This window comes from Halioglobus japonicus (assembly GCF_001983995.1).
Lineage (GTDB): Bacteria > Pseudomonadota > Gammaproteobacteria > Pseudomonadales > Halieaceae > Halioglobus > Halioglobus japonicus.
Genome location: NZ_CP019450.1, coordinates 3,211,766 through 3,229,210, shown reverse-complemented (window position 1 = coordinate 3,229,210; position 17,445 = coordinate 3,211,766). Strand labels below are relative to the sequence as shown.

The window sequence follows — 17,445 nt, the reverse complement described above, 5'->3', positions numbered from 1 at the left end:
ACTGGTTGGTTACACCGACCTGAGTAATTTTCGTCGGGCGTTTAAATTCTGGACCGGCGAAGCACCACTGGCCTGCCGGCGCAGGGCGACAGCTAGCTAGCGCTGCCCACCCCAGAACTCAGAGGCCTGGTAGGCCAGATAATCATCACTTGGCTGGCTGATAATACCGTGCGGGAACGCATCGAACAGACGGTGGAATTCAGCCTGGGTAATTTCGATCAGCCCCTCGTGATCGCCCGCCTCGAAGTACACACTGGGCTGTTGGCCCAGATCATCATCCCAGACCATATCCAGTTGGTAGGCCTGACCAAGGCCCGGCACCGCGCCTAGCTCAAAGTCGGGGAAGACATCACTCAGTTCTGCTTCGCGGGCAAGTACCGGATCTGCCGCTGTGTTTTCGCGCACCCAGTCGAGATTGACCCGATAACAGGCGGGGGTGAGTGCTATCAGATACTGCCCGCTGCGTCGGTCGCGCAGCAGCACGGATTTGGCTACCCGGGCTGTCGATAAGTGGGCAGCATGTGCCGAACCGACGGCTGATTCGGTGTGGCGGTGATCGACAGTGCGGTACTCGGTCTGGCTTAGGCGCAGGAAGTTATCCAGTCTCGGCGCAGTGCTCATAGCGTGATCTCCCTTTGATGTCACATAGGTATGGCGAAAACTTGCGGCGACCTAATAACGCTTACTGCTATCGAAATAGTGCTGTTAGTCCGCCTTGTAGATGCCGGTTTTCACTGGTTGTTCCCTGGAGCGCGAGGCCCGATACATGCCCGGTGTATTGAAACTCATACTGATGTTCCCGGACGGATCGAGCACGATAACGCCCCCGGTTCCACCTGCCGGCATCAGCACATCGTGAATCACATTATCGGCCGCCTGTTGCGCGGATTTACCCTGATACTTCACGCGAGCACAAATATCGGCTGCAACGTGGAAGCGGATAAAGTATTCACCGTGACCGGTAGCGGACACGGCACAGCTGGCATTATCCGCCCAGGTACCCGCGCCAATAATGGGTGCATCGCCAATTCTGCCGTAGCGCTTGGCCGTCATGCCGCCGGTAGAGGTGCCTGCAGCAAGATTGCCGGAAGCGTCGAGGGCTACGGCACCGACTGTGCCATAGCGGTAATGGAGGGGGAGGGCGTCGAGAGCGGCCTGGTAGTCCTTGCCCAGTCGCTCTTCTTTCTCCAGTTTCTGTTTGGCCTTTTGCAGGGCTTCGTAGCGTCGCTCGGTATTGAAAATACTGTTGTCGACCATGGGTACATCCTGGCTGCGGGCAAATGCCTCGGCACCTTCACCCATTAACATCACATGTGGAGAAGCATCCATCACCAGGCGAGCGAGCGAGATCGGATTGCGGATATGTTGGACCCCCGCCACAGCCCCCGCGTTCTGGTCGGCACCGTCCATAAGTGAAGCGTCGAGTTCGTGGTGCCCTTCATAGTTATACACCGCCCCGCGTCCCGCATTGAACAGCGGCGAATCCTCGAGAATACGAATGGCAGCGATCACCGCGTCCATGGCTGAGCCATTGTTCTCAAGCACCGCATAGCCGGCGTTGGTGGCCTCTGTGAGCTTGGCGCGTACCGCTTTTTCAGTGACCTCGGTCATATTTTCCTTGAGGATTGTGCCCGCCCCACCGTGGATGACGATGGCCAGCGGCGCTGACGTTTCTGATGATGCTGCCATTCCCGAGGCAGCTACCGCGAGGGAGAGGGCGGCAATGGCGGGTTTCAGAATCTGTACCTTGAGCATAATTTGGTCTTCCTTCCGCTGAGTGTGGAGCAGAGCGTATTACACTTTGCAGTAACGCCCAAAACCGGAACTCCCTCTATGGCTATTCCCGACAGTGTTGCCCAGCTATCCGCCGGCTGGTTGAGTGAAGCGTTGCAGACCCCAATCGCCAGCGTGAGCACCCTGGACCAACACGACGGCACAACAGGACGGGCGGCACTCGCACTGCAGCGGGAGGACGGAACCTCGCAACGCATCTTTGCCAAGCTACCGCCGGCAGATGAGCAGCAGCGGATGTTTGTTGTTGCCACCGGCATGGGCGAGCGCGAAGCGCGCTTCTACGCGGAACTCGCTGCGGAAGTGCCGGTGCGTGTGCCCGCATCCTACTATTCAGAATGGGCTCCCGGTGGTGAACACTACATCATGGTGCTGGAAGATCTTGAGGCGAGTGGCTGCGGGTTCCGTACTGCCAGCGAGCGCTATTCCCTGGCCTACGTGGAATCCGTGCTCGATGCGTTTGCCACGCTCCACAGTCAGTACTGGGAGACACCGCGCTTTGCCACCGACCTGGACTGGATAAGTGCGCCTCCCCAACACCCGATTGCCCCGGTACTTGTCGCCCAGGCGCACGAGGCCTTTGCAGATCAGATGCCTCCGGTGTTCAGTGAGTTGGCCCAGCTTTATACCGAGCACACCGATGCCATTCACCGGCTCTGGGAGCGGGGGCCGCATACGCTGGTTCACGGCGATGCCCACGACGGCAATATGTTTGCCGACGGCGATTCGCCGGGTTTTCTGGACTGGGCCTTGCTGGCCAAGACTAACCCGATGCGCGATGTGGGCTACTTCCTGGCGGGCACGGTTGAGCCGAACGATCTCAAAGCCTCGGCAGGCACATTGCTGGCACGATACCGGGAGGCCCTGATCCGCGAGGGTGTGACACCGCCTGACGCTGCCCAGATGTACTGCGACTGCCAGTTGCACGCGGCCTACGTATGGGTGGGGGCCGTCACCACCCTGGCCATGGGCGACGCCTGGCAACCCCAGAATTATGTACTCAAGACCCTGGAACGGCTTCATCAGTCGCTGGAATTCCTGGAAACTGCAAAAACTATCGAATCGGAACTTGCTGATTTATAAAGGAAAAGTAATTTATTCCGGCTCACGGGCAATTTTTTTCAATTTTTTTGTGAATTTTGGGAATAAAAGGGGACGCCGAACCGTCAAGTAGTCAAAGTGGAGTGAAACACCGCTTGAGGTTGCAGTGGTGGCATACCATTTGGGTACGCATCACAGGCCCCTGAGGCCACCATAGAATGCGTGGTAGTCACTGCTCTCCTCTACTTCTTTTACCGGGGCGTTCCTTGGGGACGCTCCGGATCACAGCTCCCAGAGCGGGGACCGCTAGCCCTCCGCACTGAACTTCAGGGTCTGTCATCTACATGGGGTGGCAGGCCCTGTATCTCTTCTGGGGTTCTAATTTTTTGTTATCTACGCGACGGTACGGGAGCAGGTGAAGCTTTGCGAGACCGCTGCAAGGCCATTCATGGCGTGCTTTTGCGTACGGCATCCTGCCTCCCGACAATTTCGCAAAGCTTCCGCTGCCCCCGCACCTGGGGTTGTTCTACGTTGCCAAGATTACCCATAGCATCCTGTTCCTAGATGCAGGCGCTGTTTGAGTGTTTCGAAATCGTCGGGAGCTATGGAGGGCGCGGCCGGCGTTCCGGGACGCGAAAGTGAACATATGGATGTGTTTGTAGTGATTTCGAAAAGGCTAAACACCGTCTGCTCCGGCTTGCGGTTAATAAGCGCTTTCTGTGTGCCTTATGATCATGGTTAGGCGCAGGCGCAGCTGGAGTCTTTCGAAATTGTCGGGAGCCAGGGATGGCGGACGCCGAAGCGCGCCATGGATGGCCTTGCAGCGGTTTCGAAAGACTCCAGCTGTGCCTGTGCCGACGGGTAGAGAAAGTGCAAAACTAATTGCCAGTCAGCACTCTGGGGCACGAACACCCACCAAATCGTAGGCAAAAAAATACCCGGCATATAGCCGGGTACAAGTGGAACTGGCGTGAAATCAGTTCCAGTGATTCTCGATCAGGCTGGCTTCTTCAGAAGCGCTCAACGGGATGCTGTCGGCTTGTTCGGCCAGGAAGTTGGCCACCGGGTTGGCGTCAGCAGCGCCTGCGGGGCGGAATTGGCCAGCGTCGCCGGGGATCTCAGTGGCGGCCAGTACTTGGGTTTGCCATTCCCCAGCGGCGCGACAGGAGACACCGCGGGAGGCTTCGCCTGCTTCGGTGATTAGAAACTCGCGGCACCAGTTGCCGGCTCTATCTTTAAAGCTGAGGACCGGGCGAACCTGGTCGCCGTTGTCCAGGGTCTGCCAGCCGCTGGCCATGGAGGGGCTGGTTTCCAGTACGTTGGCCAGCATCTGGTCGGCGCTGGGGGCCTGCTGCCAGGCCGGGCTGATCGCCAGGCCGGCTGCGGCAATCAGGGATGCTGCCACCGCGTATTGCCAGGTGGGGCGAGCCTTGCGCTGCGGCAGGGCAACCACGTTGCTTGCCGGTTCCAGCATGGCGCGAACCGCCGCCGGGGCTTCGGCTGTGGTGTTCAGGGCGCCCCGAATGGCGGCGTCCTGGCCTTGCAACTGTGCCAGTGTGGCAGCGAGCTCAGGCTCCTGCTGGAGGCGCTGTTCCAGCTGGCGTGTGGTGAATACATCCAGTTCACCATCCAGGTACTGCGACAGCTGTTGGTAATCCTGTTCGTTCATGGTCTCATTCTCTTCAGTCCGCCCCTGGCGGGCTGTAAATGTCTAGTAAGTTCTTTCTCGCCCGGGCGATTCTGCTCATGATGGTTCCCACTGGAACCTCGAGAATCTCTGCCGCTTCGGCGTAACTTTTACCTTCTACCGTGACCAGGGTGAGCGCCAGTCGCTGATCTTCGGGCAGTTGTTCCAATGCCCTTGATACTGCGTCCAGTGCCTGTTCGCCTTCGGCGACGGCTTCGGTGGACCGCGCATCTTCCTCTTCATCTGCGATGCTGGGATAGCGCTGGCGCACCTCGCGGGACCTCAGTTCGTCAATCCAGACGTTCTTGCAGACCCGATAACTCCATTTAGCAGTATGCGCATCTTCCGGAATTCCTTTACTCAGCAGCTTTTCTACGGTCCCCTGCAGCAGGTCATCCGCGTCAGCGGCATTCCCGGTGAGGGAGTAGCAGAATCGGCGTAATCCACCCAGTTCGGCCATAAGGGCCTCACGTTGTGAATCGCTGAGCGATGGCATACGAATCCTGTTAGAATGAGTGACGTTTGGGCGGCGGATTTTATTCCATGATTTGGAATTTTTCTTCGCGTAAATCGTCTTTAATAGTAATTACGGCGTTAAATCCAGGTGGTGGATACTACCATGTTTTTGTGCAAGTCATTGAATTTCCGACATTTAATATCCTTTGAGGGTAATTTTTCCGCATTTTGCCTCGCGTTGGCGCTGGTGTTGGCCGTCGCGCTGGCCACGCCGCCGGCAGCGTTTGCCCAGGTCCCAGGGTCGCTGACCGGGGCTGAGGAGCAGGTGGAAGAGGATGTCGAAGAGAATGTTGAAGAAGAAGTAGAAGAAGAAATTGTCCAGGAAGAGGTCGAAGAGGCCGTTGAGGAAGAGGTCGAGGAACAGACCAGTGAGCTTGTGCTCGGCTACACCGAAGACATTCTGGAAGACGACGTCGAGGAAGAAGTGGTTGAGGACGTCGAGGAATCCGTAGAGGAAGTGGTCGAGGAAGAGATCGTCGAAGAGACGGTGGAAGAGACCATCGAGGAAACTGTTGAAGAGCAGGTGGCGGAAACCGTCACCGAAGACGTCGAAGAGAATGTCGAGGAAACCGTTGAGGAAACGGTGGAAGAGACGGTTGCCCAGGACGTCGAAGAGGTCGTCGAAGAGAGCGTTGAGGAAGAGGTTCAGGAACAGGTTGCCGAGACGGTTGAAGAGAGCGTTCAGGACGATGTTCAGGAGCAGGTCGCCCAGACCTTTGAAGAGACCGTTGAAAGCGGCGTAGAGCAAAATGTCGATCTCGCTGTGGCCGTCCAGGTTGAAACCGCAGTCGAAGAGCGCCTCGAATCAGAAATTGACGATATTCTCGACGCCGTTGAAAGCGATCTGGAAATTGACGAAGAGCGCATTCATCGCGAGCAATGGTTGGTTATGGCTGAGCCTGAGGTCTTCGAAGAGCTGGCCGAGGAAGGCTATTTGTTCGATACCGTCACTGATCTGCCAGGCCTTGGTATGCGCCTGGCTGAGGTTGCCGGACCTTCAAGTTTCGACATCACAGCGGTGCGCCGCGGCGTGCTCGACGTGGTCGGTAAAGATCGCGCCGAGGTCGACCTCAACCACATCTATACCGCAGGCACCCAGCTGGCCAGTGCAGAACACGGCGTAGCGCCGCGCACGGTCATGCAGTTACCGGCAGGGGCCGAAACGGCTGCGCCTCGTATTGGCATGATCGACAGCTCAGTGGATACCTCGCATCCAGCGCTGGCGGAGTCGCAGATTGAGAGCCGTGTCTTTGTCGGCAAAGGTGCCGATGTACCTGAATTCCACGGCACCGCCATCGCTTCGATTATCGCTGCCAATTCACCGGACTATAGCGGCCTGGCACCGAATGCCGAGGTATATGCTGCCGGCGTATTTGAAATCAGCGAAGAGCACGGCGAAATTGCTTCTACCGTCAGTCTGCTTCGCGCTCTGGACTGGTTGATTTCATCCGAGGTTGATGTGGTGAACATCAGCCTGGCGGGTCCGCCGAATCGTCTCCTGGAGGCTGCGCTGGGTCGCGCCAAAGAGCAGGAGGTGGTGGTACTGGCTGCCGCGGGTAATGGCGGTCCGGTCGCCGCACCCATGTATCCTGCCGCCTACGATACGGTGGTGGCAGTCACAGCCGTGGATAGCAGTCATCAGGTGTTCCGCCTTGCTAACCGGGGGGAATATCTGGATCTGGCAGCGCCCGGTGTCGACCTGTTGCACGCCCGGGCGGGTGGTGGCTTTGTGGCATCTTCCGGCACATCGTTCGCGGTGCCCTTTGCGGCGACAGCTGCGGCGAGTCTGTTGAGCCAGCAGCCCGGTGAAGATGTGATGAACCTGCTTTATCAGTCAGCCGAGGATCTTGGCCCACCGGGACGCGATGAAATCTACGGTCATGGCCTGTTGCGCCTGGCCGGTAACTGATTTATTCCCAGCGCCAGGACAGGCGCGTGCCGACTACGTGCTGGTCGTAGGCAGCCCGGGGAAAGTTTGAGTCGTAATCGGAGTAGCCGCCGTAGATTTGCAGCAGCGTTCGCTCGCTTAGCGGGTACTCCATGTCGATCTTCCAACGATGGCGCTGATCAGCGCGCTCTTCATCAATGCTTGGCGTAATGCCGCTGTAGTCGCGGTCCTCGTAGCGCCAGGAGAATTCCATTTTCAGCACATCGCCCCACAGGTCGAAGCGGTGGATATATCGCAGCTTTACGTTGTGGGCCTTGTAGTCGTAGCGCTCAGCTGTGGCGTCTTCGTCTTTGAACTTGTAACCGGCATTGAAATAGCTGCGAAGTCCGCGGCGAAAAAAGTACAGGTCAAATTCGCCGGCGTGGCTCTCCGCGTCCCGGTCTGGATTTTGGGCAATGGTTTTGTCGGAGTACACGTAGGCGCCGCGGGCAAACCATTTCTTGGCCAGAAAGCCCGATACATAGGGCGAGCCCCGGTAGTACTCCAGGAAGTCGTTACCGTCGAGCTGGGCGTTGATGTAGTAGAGCGCCATGCCTGTGTTAACCGCACCCAGGTCGGCGCCGAGATCTGCACCCACCAGGTGAGTGGTGCGGTCGAGGCGTTCGAAGCGGTCGTAATTGGTCTGGCTGACGTTGTAGTTCAGTGACAGGTCGACCTTCTCGCCCAATTGCTGATCGAACCCGAGGTCGGCGTCTGCGATGTAGGCGTAATCGCTTTCGTTGCTGGTGGCGTCCAGTTCATCGACAGAGACGTTGCTGTCGTATTCTGCGCCCAGGCCAAACTCTGCTGAAAACTCAGTGCCGGCGGCTATGACAGGCGCAGCGGCAACCCACGCGATCAACGCGCAGGAAAATCTAACCGGTTTTATAGGCCATGCCATTTATTCTAATCCTGGAAAGTCCGGAGCCAGCGCTGCGGCGTTGCCCGGCGCGGGAATCGGCTAATGATAGCAAAAAGCCGCGCAAATCGAATCGAAAATACCAGGGAAAGCCAAAGGTATACTTTGTGTCCAACGTTCTGCAGTGAGCCATCCATGCCTGTTGTTCGAAAAGTCGCCAGTTTCGGTCTCATACTCTGGCTGTTGCTTGCCCCTCAGGTCCGGTCCGATGATTACCTGGTGGCTAGTGCGGATCGCTGCGTGATCCTGCTGCACGGTTTGTTTCGATCGTCGCTGTCGCTCAAGCCCATGCAGTGGTACCTCGATCACGCCGGCTACACCACGGTCAACCTGAGTTACCCCTCACTGCTTTATCCGATTCCTGAATTGGCGGAGATGGCGGTGACCCAATCGTTGCGCACCTGTCATTCCAGGGGTGCCCACCAGATCAACTTCGTGACCTATTCTTTCGGCGGCATCCTGGTGCGCCAATATGCGAGCGTTCAGCCCATCCAGGGTATGCAGCGAGCGGGAATGCTGGGGCCGCCCGACGGCGGTAGTCATGTGGCCTTTTACTATAGTTCGTTTGAATTTTTGCAACCGATTGAATCAGATGTTTTGGTGCAGCTGGGGAAGGGCGATGAATCTATTCTGCTGACGCTTGGGCCGGTGGCATTCGAATTGGATGTCATCGCCAGCACGATTCCCGACATTACCCTGTTGCCCAGTTTCCCGGATGAACTCAGCGATGGCACCGTGTCACTGAGCGAGGCCAGGGTGCCCGGCGTGAAGGAATTGCTGACCATGCCGGTGACGCATACGGTCATGATTCTTAATCCTGAGGTCATGCGCCATAGCGACGAGGTGGAAAGGGGCATGCATCTGGGTCTTGTTATTGCACTCCTCTGACATTCAAGAAAGCACAACCCCACGTCAATATAGTGCTAGAATCCTGCGCCACTTTTGTTTCGAATCACTTTCAGGAGAATCGCCATGTCCAAGACAGAGGCTCAGCAGCACCACGAAACCATGAATCGCTTTATCGACCTGGCCAATGAGATCAAAAATGAAGGCGTAGGGACCCACGTGGTATCCGCAGCGTTGATGACGGCATCGGCGGTCTACGCCAGCTATGTGGCTGCAGGCAATGAGGGTGGCCTCAATCCTTCCGGTATCGAAAAGGTGGTTGACGCCTATCGCCACCAGATGGAACAAATCCAGGAAATGAAGCGCGCTGAGCTGCAGCAAAAGCAGCAGGATCAGTAAGTTCGAGTCACTGTTTGTGGAAGACCAGGAAAAATCGCTGCTGGAACCGGCTGACTGGGGCAGCTTTCGCGAGGAGGCCCACCGCGCATTGGATATAGCGCTGGACTTTGCACGCGATCGCGCCAAAGCGCCGGTCTGGGCGCCGCTGCCCGAATATGCCCGCAATATCGAAGAAGGGCTGCCGCGAAGCGGTGCGCCGCTAACGACTGTTGTCGATGAAATTCAGCAGCGCGTGCTTCCCCATACACTGGGCAATACCCATCCGCGTTTCTGGGGCTGGGTGAATGGCTCTGGTACCCCCAGCGGCATTGTCTCGCAACTGCTCAATGGTGCCATCAATGCCAATGTGGGCGGGCGTGACCACAGTCCGATATACATTGAGCGCCAGCTGATTCGCTGGATGTGCGAGCTGTTCGATTATCCGCTGGATGCCGGCGGTATCGTCTGCACCGGTACGTCGACAGCCACGTTGTATGGTCTGGCTGTCGCCCGTCACCGCACGCTGGGTGACGACGTGCGCCAGTTGGGCAATCAGGACACAAGGCTGGTGGCCTACTGCTCCGCTCAGGCCCACGTATCTGTCAGCAAGGCGATTGAACTCATGGGGCTGGGTAGCGATGCCCTGCGGGCAATCCCCGTGCAAGACGATTTCGCCATAAATGCCCACGCACTGGCCGAGCAGATTGTTGCCGACCGCGCGGCCGGCTTGCAGCCCTTTGCGGTAATCAGCTCGGTGGGTAGCGTCAACACCGGTGCCATCGACGATCTCCAGGCTATCAACGCGATTTGTGCCGAGCATCATTGCTGGCACCATGTCGACGGTGCATTTGGGGCGCTTATCGCCCTCTCTGACACCATGCGCCCGCGACTTGCGGGTATTGAGCAGGCGGATTCCATCGCCTTTGATTTTCACAAGTGGATGCACGTACCGTACTCTTCTGCCTGTTTGCTGGTGCGTGATCGTGAAGAGCACCTTGCGACCTTTGCTACAGCCCACGCTTATCTCAAAGGCGAAAACCGGGGTGTGGCCGGCGGAGCACCCTGGCCGAATGACTTTGGTATTGATTTGTCGCGGGGTTTTTCCGCGCTTGGGCCGTGGATGCTGCTTAAGGAAATGGGCAGTCAGCGCCTCGGTGCCGCCATTGAACGCAATTGCCGTCAGGCGGCCTGGCTGGGCGAGCAGGTGGATGCGCATCCGGCGCTGGAACGACTGGCGCCCGTGTCACTGAATATCGTCTGCTTCCGGTTTGTCACCGGCAGCATCGGCGCCGACCAGCTGAATCGTCTCAATCGTCATCTGGTCGTTGAGCTACAGTGTCGCGGTATTGCCGTGCCTTCATTTACCCGACTCAACGGCAACACAGCCATCAGGGTGTGCATTGCAAATCACCGCACCACGCGCGCTGACCTGGCCGCGCTGATCGAGGCTGTGCCGCTGCTCGGCGAAGAGTTACTGCGCGCCGGCGGCGAACCCGCTGCTTTCGAACTTCAATAGCGATTTCGACAACACGCCTTTGCCAAGCGGGTAACGCTTGGGCAAACTAACTGCTTTCAGGGCCTCAGTGCCTGGTCATGTGTTTAGGATAACAATGTATAAAACAGCAGCGGTAGTGGGGCTTGGCTATGTGGGGCTGCCGGTGGCGGTCGCCTTCGGGCGTCATCTTCGCACCATAGGCTTTGATCTCGATGAGAGCAGGCTCGATCAATACCGCGCCGGTACCGATCCCAACGGCAGTGTCACCACCGCGGAACTGGCTGCGGCGAATCAACTGGAGTACACCAGTGATTCCGCGGCGCTGGCGGAGGCTGAAATTATCCTGGTGGCTGTGCCCACGCCTATCGACGATGCCCGGCGTCCGGATCTCGAACCGCTGCACGGTGCCTGCCTTACGGTCGGCCTGAATATGTCAGCCGGTGCCACGGTCGTCTTCGAATCGACGGTGTATCCCGGGTGCACTGAGGAATATTGTGTGCCCCTGCTCGAAAAAGCTTCAGGCATGCAGTGGTCGGGCAGAGGGGCGCGCACGCAAGAACAATTTCACGTGGGCTATTCGCCCGAACGCATTAACCCCGGTGACAGCGCGAACCGATTGGAAACCGTGGTGAAGGTAGTTGCTGGTGATAGCGCGGATACTCTCGAGGCCGTCGCCCGGTTTTACGAACTGGTGGTTGCGGCGGGTGTGCATCGGGCGCCCAGCATTAAAGTCGGTGAAGCAGCTAAGGTCATTGAAAACGCTCAGCGCGATCTGAATATTGCCCTGATGAATGAGTTGGCGTTGATTTTCAATCGTCTCGATATCGATACCCAGGATGTGCTGGATGCTGCCGGCACCAAGTGGAACTTCCTGCCGTTCCGGCCGGGCCTGGTAGGCGGCCACTGCATCGGCGTCGACCCCTACTATCTGACCTATAAGGCCGAAACCGTGGGCCACCATCCCCAGGTGATTCTTGCGGGCCGCCAGACCAATGATGACATGGCCAAATTTGTCGCAGAGCAAACAGTGAAACAACTGCTCAAGCAAGGCTGTTCTCCGGACAAGGCCCGAGTCGTGGTGCTGGGGCTGAGCTTTAAAGAAAACTGTCCGGATATCCGCAATTCCAAGGTGGCAGATATTGTGACGGAGTTGCGTGATTACCAGTGCCAGGTGCTGGTCCACGATCCCATGGCCGATCCCGCCGAGGCTGAAGCTGAATACGGTATTGCCTTGTCCGGCTGGGAGGCTTTGCCGCCTGCGGATGCATTGGTGCTGGCGGTGCCACACGCGACGTACCTTGATATGGGCGAGGACGCCATTGTCGGACTGCTCTCGGAGCGGGGCATCGTGATCGATGTGAAATCCTGTCTCGATCGCGACAAGCTCGCCAGCCTGGGCGTCCCCGTATGGCGGTTATAGGCCAGGGGCCTGTCTAGTCGCCGCTACTGCGTTGGTATTGCGGCAAGGGCTGAGCCTCCGGGTGCAGGGTCAGCATCGGCTGCGGCAGGCCGACCTCGTCGATGATCTGGGCGTGACTGCGATCCAGGTCCTGGGGCTCCTCCACCCCGCAACAGTGCGCAATGACTTCCACCTCATGCATCAGGTTGCGGGCGTAGTTGGCTACCCGGCGAGCCTTGTCCGTTGGGTCCAGGCCCTTCTGTAAATCTTCGTCGTGGGTGGTAATGCCCGTTGGGCAGGTATTCTTGTTGCACTGCAGTGCCTGAATGCAGCCCAGAGAAAACATAAAACCACGCGCAGAGTTTACCGTGTCGGCGCCGAGGCACAGCGCGGCTGCCACCCCGGAGGGATTGACCATTTTGCCCGAGGCAATCACTTTGATGCGCTCGCGCAAGCCATAGGCCACCAGCTTATCCACTACCAGCGGCAGACTGCGGCGCAGGGGAAGCCCCATAAAATCGATCAGGCTCTGCGGGGCAGCGCCGGTGCCGCCGTCGGCACTGTCGACGGTAATAAAGTCCGGTGCGCATTCCAGGCCGCGTTGCTGAATATGCTGGCACAGATCATCCAGCCAGGCCGATTGTCCGATCACTGCCTTGAAGCCAGTGGGCTTGCCCGTGACCTGACGGACCCGGACGATCATGTCGAGCAGTTCATCAATGGTGCTGATGTCTGTGTGGCGATTGGGACTTAAAGAGTCTTCACCGGCGGGGATACCCCGGGTGCTGGCAATCACTTCGGTCACCTTGGCGCCAGGAAGAATACCGCCCTTGCCCGGCTTGGCGCCCTGCGAGAGTTTGATCTCAAACATTTTGACTTCAGGGTGGCTGGCGATCTCGCGCAGTTTCTCCTCATCCAGTGCGCCGTGTTCATCGCGCACACCGTATTTGGCGGTGCCGATCTGGAACACAATGTCGCAGCCACCCTCCAGATGATAGGTTGAGATAGCCCCTTCACCGGTATTGAGCCAGATGCCGGCTTCAGCGGCACCGGCAGACAGCGCGCGGATGGCCGGCGCTGACAGTGCGCCAAAACTCATGGCCGAAATGTTGAAAAACGCCCGGGTGTGGTACGGCGTTTCGGCGAAACCGGCACCGAACACAATTTCGCTTCTGGGCCGTACTTCTTCTTCCAGTGGCGGGAACAAGCCATTGAGAAAGACAAAGTCACCCGGTTGGTTTAGCGGGTGGGTGGAGCCGAAGGCCACGGTGGCGTCAACGTTCTTGGCGGCGCGGTAGACCCAGCTGCGCTGGGCGCGATTAAACGGTAGTTCCTCGCGATCCAGGGCAAAAAAATACTGCCGGAAAAACTCACCTAGGTGTTCGAAAAAATAGCGGAAGCGGCCGATGATCGGGTAGTTGCGACGGATGGTCTGCTCGCGCTGAGTGACGTCAGCAACGTACATATAGACCAGTGCGATAACCAGCAGCAGTACCCCTAAGGCCATCACCAGGGCGCTGATTTCGAAGAAGGCCAGGGTAAAAGCCTTGAGTGTATCCATTTCCATGATCTGTCCCCCGGGGCGTGGTTTGGCGGCCATTCCACCGATTAAGTTATAACGCTATATTTATATAACAAATAAGCTGAAGGCTATGACCCGCCGCTCAAAATGACTCTGCACTAAAGATATAGCACAGCTATGGCTGCAACTCTTTTTGACAAACTCTGGCCTGAGCATCTGGTTGAGACCCAGTCAGATGGCACCGACCTTATTTACATCGATCGGGTGTTCCTGCACGAGCGCACCAGATCAATTGCGCTATCGAGCCTGCAGGCCGATGGTCGTGAGGTGTTTTACCCGCAGCAGGTTTTCTGCTGTATGGATCATATTGTCGATACCTAACCTGACCGCACGGACGACACGACCATGCCCAGTGGTAGCGACTTTATCGTCGCCACGCGTGAGGGCGCCAATGCGGCCGGATTGACCCCGTTTGATCTCGACGATTCGCGCCAGGGCATTGTTCACGTGGTGTCACCGGAGCAGGGCATAGTCCAGCCGGGTGGCACACTGGTCTGCCCCGATAGTCATACCTGCACCCAGGGCGCACTGGGTGCGTTGGCGTGGGGTATCGGCTCCAGCGAGGCGGAGCATGCACTGGTAACCAAAACCCTGCGAGTGAAGAAACCACGCACGTTGCGCGTGCGGTTTGACGGTGAATTGCCGTTTGGGGTGACCGCCAAAGATATGATTCTGCACCTGACCGGCATTCATGGTGCCAGTGGTGGCAGTGGCTATGCCGTGGAGTTTGCCGGCGAAGCGGTGACCGCACTGGGCATGGAAGGCCGCATGACGCTGTGTAATATGGCGGTGGAATTCTCGGCCTTTACCGGATTAATCGCCCCCGAGGCAGGTCTGCCCAAGGGGTTTAGTGCCGCTACTCCCCAGTAGCGGCATCGTCTCTGGCCTCACAGCTCCTGAACGGTGAGCGCCAGGTCACTCAGCTGCGCTTCGTTGGCGTCCCGCTGAACGCTGTTACTTACCACGGCCGTGCTGGCGGCGTCTGCGCGTAAGTAGGTTTCGCCGACGCGCATCAGGTCGTCCAGGCTGACCGCCAGAATGCGCTCGCGGAACTGCTTGCGGTGCGCATGAGTGCGGCCAAAGAGGCTGTTGTGGAAGTGCTGTTTCGCTTCCCCGGCCGGTGAGCTGGGCTTGTCCAGCGAACCGATGACACCAAGAATGGCTTCTTCCAGGGCGCGGGCATCGTGGCCACCCTGCAGCAGCCAGTCGATGGCCGCGTCAAAGTCAGCCAGGGTATCTGCCAGCCGTGGGTCGCGGTAGGAGTAGAAGCGGAACGCCGCGGAGCCTGAGTCCTGGGAGGCGCCGCCACCATAGGCGCCACCCTGTTCGCGAATGGCGCGGTGCAGGAAGCCATTGCGCATAAAGCCGCCCAGCACTGACAGGGCCGCCGCGTCAGGGTGCCCCACAGGTACTGTGGGATAGGCCCTGGCGCAGAAATTCACCTGGGTATTGGTCACCCAGAACTCACCGCGCCGCTCGCGCACCGGAGCCAGTGACAGGGTCTTGGCGCCGCTGTTCGAAGCATCTGCATAGATCGCTGACAGGTCCGTCGCCAGTCGTTCCGCTTCCTGGGGCTCTGCTACCACAAGCAATTCACCGGGCATGCTCTGCACGTTGGCGTGAATGTTGGCCAGGGTATCGCCAAACGTTGCCAGTTCGCCGTCGTCCTTGAGCGCTTCGTCCAGCGCCCGCAGGCGGCGAATACCCGCCAGGCCGGTTAGTTCATGATTGAGGTTGGCCAGTGGGCTCATCCCGGCACAGGCCGCAGCCATGGCCAGGCCGTGCCCATTACCAGTGACGGATTGCTCGCGTCGGGCACGCTGCTGGCTGACGAGATCGCGCAGGCGAGCATGTTCGTCGAAACGGGCACTGTGCAGGGTGTCGCGCATCAGCTCCGCCTGGGCAGCGGCATTGCGCAGCAGGGCTTTGGATGACAGCACGAAGTTCGCCTTGATGGCCTGCTCGTCTTCCACTTTGCCGCGCATGGAGGTGAATGCGTGTATAGAGCCGACATCGGCGGATTGACGGTGCTGGGTTTCCAGGTAGGTGCTCTCACCCAGGCCGAGTTCTGAGAGAAAGCTGGTATACAGCGGCAACACCGCGCGCTGCTTGTCGTCCAGTGCCGGCAGGGGCGCCACCCACTGCTGATACACCAGGCCGTTGGTGCCCTGGCCATAGCGGGTGACTGTCAGGCCATTGATGGGTGATTGCGTGGGGCTGACGTCGCTGACTTCGGCAGGGATGTCGGTCAGCTCTACCTTGGGCAGAATACTTTCGTCGTCGGTACTCTGCTGGCGTTCAATCAGGTCGGCGGCCAGTTTTACGGTGGCCTGCTTTTGCTCTTCGCTCATGGCTTGCTTAATGTCTGCCAGGCGAGCCGCCTCGCGCTCGAGTCGACGCGCCGAGAGCTCGCTGTCAGGTTCGACGACCAGCGTTAAGCGGTGGCTGTTGTCCAGCAGTAATTGCCGGGCGAGGCGCTTGATGTAGTCAGGATCCTGAATCTTGGTGCGCAGTGATTCGATCACGGGGTCGAGGTTCATTGCCGCAATCGGGTCGGCGTAGTGGGTTGCAGAGCCCAGCGCCTGCAGAATCAGATGCAGGCCATAGGGGTAGTTATCACCGCTGACCTCGCGCTGATGTAATTCCAGCTGGTGTAGCACGGCTTCGAGGCGTTCGGCGGCCACGCCGTTATTGGCCACATCCTCAATAATCTCCAGCACCATCTGTTCAAATGCGTCAGCGTGCTCAGCCTCGCTGCCTTCGATACCGCACACAAACACCATCTCGCGCATGGATTCCTCCAGGCCACAGAGAGGCGAGGGGGCTTGACCGAGCTCGGTGGTTTCCAGAGCGTGCTGCAGTGGTGAGGCGCTGTTCTCCAGCAATACGCTGGACAGCAGCTGTGCTTCGAGCATGCCTTCCAGGTCGCTGCTTTCACCGAGCATCCAGCCCATCACCAGGTGAGTCTTGCCTGCGGTGTCAGTGTTCTCGTCGAAGGCATAGATGTCATTGACACGAATGGGCGCGGCCAGCCGTTGCTCCGGCTGAACCTCGATGCGTTGATCGAGTCGCTCGAACCTGGCAAGGGCGCGCTCTTCAAAGGCGGCCTGATGCTCGGCGGCGGGAATGTCACCAAAGGTCATAAAAATGGCATTGGTCGGGTGATAGTGACTTTCGTAGAACGCCTTCAGTTGTGCGTAGCTGAGGTCCGGGATGTTTTCCGGCTCGCCGCCGCTGTTGTAGTGATAAGTGGTAGAGGGGAACAGGTGTTCGCAGAATTTCTGCCACAGGGTGCTGCTCACGGAGCTCATGGCGCCCTTCATTTCATTGAAAACCACTCCCTTGTATATCAGCTCAGAGCTGGGGTCATCGGGGGTGGCAAACTCCACCCGGTGTCCTTCCTGGGCAAAATCCAGGGGGTCCAGACGCGAGAAGAAAACGGCGTCCAGATATACGTCGAGCAGATTGTTGAAGTCTTTGCGATTCTGGCTGGCAAAGGGGTAGGCCGTCCAGTCGGAACTGGTAAAAGCGTTCATGAAGGTGTTCAGGGAGCGGCGCAGCATCATGAAGAACGGGTCGCGTACCGGAAACCGTTCCGAGCCACACAGGGCGGTGTGCTCGAGGATATGGGCGACCCCGGTAGAATCCTGCGGCACAGTGCGCAGCGCGACCAGGAACACGTTCTCGGTGTTGTCGGCGGCCATATGATAGTGCACGGCGCCAGTCTCGCGGTGGCGAAACTCCTGGATTTGCAGGTTGAGGGATTCAATGGCCTGGGCGCGCACGGGTTCAAACGTCGCGTGGGCGGTGGGCAGGGGGTTGCTCATTCGCTGTCTCGATCAGTGTGGTAGGAGGCTATTCTAG

At 58.5% G+C, this 17,445-nt stretch carries 13 protein-coding genes and 1 pseudogene; 7 read left to right on the top strand and 7 right to left on the bottom strand.

What is annotated here, in order from left to right:
* Positions 1-96 precede the first annotated feature (96 nt).
* Positions 97-621 (bottom strand): aminoacyl-tRNA deacylase, encoded by a 525-nt coding sequence (locus BST95_RS15220; RefSeq protein WP_084200391.1) that lies wholly within the window; start codon positions 619-621, stop codon positions 97-99.
* Positions 622-705: 84 nt separating this feature from the next.
* Positions 706-1,755: an isoaspartyl peptidase/L-asparaginase family protein gene (locus BST95_RS15215; RefSeq protein WP_084200390.1), complete on the bottom strand. Its 1,050-nt coding sequence runs from the start codon at positions 1,753-1,755 to the stop codon at positions 706-708.
* Positions 1,756-1,833: 78 nt separating this feature from the next.
* Here BST95_RS15215 and BST95_RS15210 point away from each other — a divergent pair, with 78 nt between their 5' ends.
* Complete coding sequence (locus BST95_RS15210; RefSeq protein WP_084200389.1) at positions 1,834-2,874, top strand: phosphotransferase; 1,041 nt, start codon at positions 1,834-1,836, stop codon at positions 2,872-2,874.
* Positions 2,875-3,808: 934 nt separating this feature from the next.
* Here BST95_RS15210 and BST95_RS15205 read toward each other — a convergent pair.
* Together BST95_RS15205 and BST95_RS15200 are read right to left on the bottom strand one after the other, a co-directional pair.
* A complete protein-coding gene (locus BST95_RS15205) occupies positions 3,809-4,501 on the bottom strand; it encodes an anti-sigma factor family protein (RefSeq protein WP_084200388.1) in 693 nt (230 codons plus the stop codon).
* 13 nt (positions 4,502-4,514) lie between these two features.
* Positions 4,515-5,015: an RNA polymerase sigma factor gene (locus tag BST95_RS15200; RefSeq protein WP_084200387.1), complete on the bottom strand. Its 501-nt coding sequence runs from the start codon at positions 5,013-5,015 to the stop codon at positions 4,515-4,517.
* Between the two features lie 207 nt (positions 5,016-5,222).
* Between BST95_RS15200 and BST95_RS15195 the strand changes: the two genes are divergently transcribed.
* Positions 5,223-6,944 (top strand): S8 family serine peptidase, encoded by a 1,722-nt coding sequence (locus BST95_RS15195; protein WP_373295060.1) that lies wholly within the window; start codon positions 5,223-5,225, stop codon positions 6,942-6,944.
* A 1-nt stretch (position 6,945) separates the two neighbouring features.
* Here the strand turns inward: BST95_RS15195 and BST95_RS15190 are convergent, their stop codons facing one another.
* Complete coding sequence (locus tag BST95_RS15190) at positions 6,946-7,863, bottom strand: surface lipoprotein assembly modifier (RefSeq protein WP_146004152.1); 918 nt, start codon at positions 7,861-7,863, stop codon at positions 6,946-6,948.
* Positions 7,864-8,016: 153 nt separating this feature from the next.
* Here BST95_RS15190 and BST95_RS15185 point away from each other — a divergent pair, with 153 nt between their 5' ends.
* The 4 genes from BST95_RS15185 (at position 8,017) to BST95_RS15170 (ending at position 12,020) form a co-directional block, all read left to right on the top strand.
* The gene (locus BST95_RS15185; protein WP_084200385.1) at positions 8,017-8,769 is read left to right on the top strand and encodes an esterase/lipase family protein; all 753 of its coding nucleotides are present in this window, start codon (positions 8,017-8,019) and stop codon (positions 8,767-8,769) included.
* Positions 8,770-8,853: 84 nt separating this feature from the next.
* A complete protein-coding gene (locus BST95_RS15180; RefSeq protein WP_084200384.1) occupies positions 8,854-9,126 on the top strand; it encodes a DUF3144 domain-containing protein in 273 nt (90 codons plus the stop codon).
* Between the two features lie 16 nt (positions 9,127-9,142).
* Positions 9,143-10,621 (top strand): pyridoxal phosphate-dependent decarboxylase family protein, encoded by a 1,479-nt coding sequence (locus tag BST95_RS15175; protein ID WP_169843962.1) that lies wholly within the window; start codon positions 9,143-9,145, stop codon positions 10,619-10,621.
* A gap of 94 nt (positions 10,622-10,715) precedes the next feature.
* Entirely contained in the window at positions 10,716-12,020 is a 1,305-nt protein-coding gene (locus BST95_RS15170) for a nucleotide sugar dehydrogenase (RefSeq protein ID WP_084200382.1), read from the top strand.
* A 13-nt stretch (positions 12,021-12,033) separates the two neighbouring features.
* Here BST95_RS15170 and BST95_RS15165 read toward each other — a convergent pair whose 3' ends face one another.
* Complete coding sequence (locus BST95_RS15165) at positions 12,034-13,566, bottom strand: FMN-binding glutamate synthase family protein (protein WP_205737286.1); 1,533 nt, start codon at positions 13,564-13,566, stop codon at positions 12,034-12,036.
* A gap of 132 nt (positions 13,567-13,698) precedes the next feature.
* Here BST95_RS15165 and BST95_RS15160 point away from each other — a divergent pair.
* A pseudogene (locus BST95_RS15160) lies at positions 13,699-14,451 on the top strand (aconitase family protein).
* A 17-nt stretch (positions 14,452-14,468) separates the two neighbouring features.
* Here the strand turns inward: BST95_RS15160 and BST95_RS15155 are convergent.
* A complete protein-coding gene (locus tag BST95_RS15155) occupies positions 14,469-17,408 on the bottom strand; it encodes an insulinase family protein (protein ID WP_084200381.1) in 2,940 nt (979 codons plus the stop codon).
* Between the last annotated feature and the right edge of the window lie 37 nt (positions 17,409-17,445).